The organism is Flavihumibacter cheonanensis, assembly GCF_022352215.1.
Classification (GTDB): Bacteria; Bacteroidota; Bacteroidia; order Chitinophagales; family Chitinophagaceae; genus Flavihumibacter; species Flavihumibacter cheonanensis.
In genome coordinates this window covers 1-1113 of sequence record NZ_JAKRWF010000019.1, presented here as the reverse complement: position 1 = coordinate 1113, position 1113 = coordinate 1, and the positions used below count along the sequence as shown (strand labels likewise).

Genomic DNA, 1113 nt, shown 5'->3' with positions numbered 1-1113 from the left:
GCTGAGTTCAACAGATAAGTGCAATTTTTGAAAACAAATGACAAAATGATTTTGAGGTCATTTTGTCATTTGACTGAGTAGTGCAATCTTTGGATTGCTTATGTCAAAAAATTACAAACAACTCAGTTTGGTGCAAAGATACCAGATTGAAGCCTTGATTAAGGCAGGAATTAAACAAAATAAAATTGCTGAACAGCTTGGCGTCGATGCCTCTACAATAAGTAGAGAAATAAACAGAAATAAGGCAAAAAGGGGTCGAACAGCTGGTGTTTATGTCGCATCCAATGCCCAAAGGAAAACCGACTTAAGGCACAAGAACAAGCCGAAGTTGACTAAGTTTACTGATTCCATGAAAAAGCAGATTTCTTTCTGGCTTACAAAAAACAAGTGGAGTCCGGAGATCATCAGTATTGTTGGAAAAAAAACTAACAAATGCTCCATTAGTCATGAATGGATTTATCAATGGATATGGCAATGCAAACAGGGAAACAAAGCCGATGACAGACAATTTAAAAAGTTATACACTACCCTAAAACATGGTAAACGTCGACGAAAAAGAGGATCCAGGAACGATTCGAGAGGAATTATCCCCCACCGGGTGTCTATCGAAAACCGCCCCTCCATTGTTAATCGTCGAAGCAGACCTGGAGACGTGGAAGTTGATTTTATGATGGGTAAAAATCATAATGGCGCATTATTAGTTATAACTGATAGGGCTACCCTTCACACAAGTTTGAAAAAACTTGACAACAGGAGCAGTGAAAATGTCACTAAGAACCTGATCAGGAAACTTGTAAAATGTAAATATCCAATTCACACTATTACATTTGACAATGATAAGGGATTTGCTGGGCATAAGGATGTTGCTAAAGCTCTACAAGCTGAAACGTATTTTACCAGGCCCTATACAAGCCAGGATAAAGGAACTGTTGAAAATCGGATTGGCCAGATTAGGCGATTCTTCCCTAAAAAGACAGACCTTAGTAACGTGACAAATGAAGAAATAAAAACAGTGGAAACATTGCTAAATAACAGACCAGTTCGAAAATTTAATTATAAAACACCTAACCAAGTGCTACAACAGAAAATTGCACTAATTACTTGAACTTAGAA

At 37.5% G+C, this 1113-nt stretch carries 1 protein-coding gene; it reads left to right on the top strand.

The features are described 5' to 3' along the window. Nucleotides 1-100 precede the first annotated feature (100 nt). Complete coding sequence (locus tag MD536_RS20945; RefSeq protein ID WP_239603749.1) at nucleotides 101-1105, top strand: IS30 family transposase; 1005 nt, start codon at nucleotides 101-103, stop codon at nucleotides 1103-1105. The last annotated feature ends 8 nt before the right edge of the window (nucleotides 1106-1113 follow it).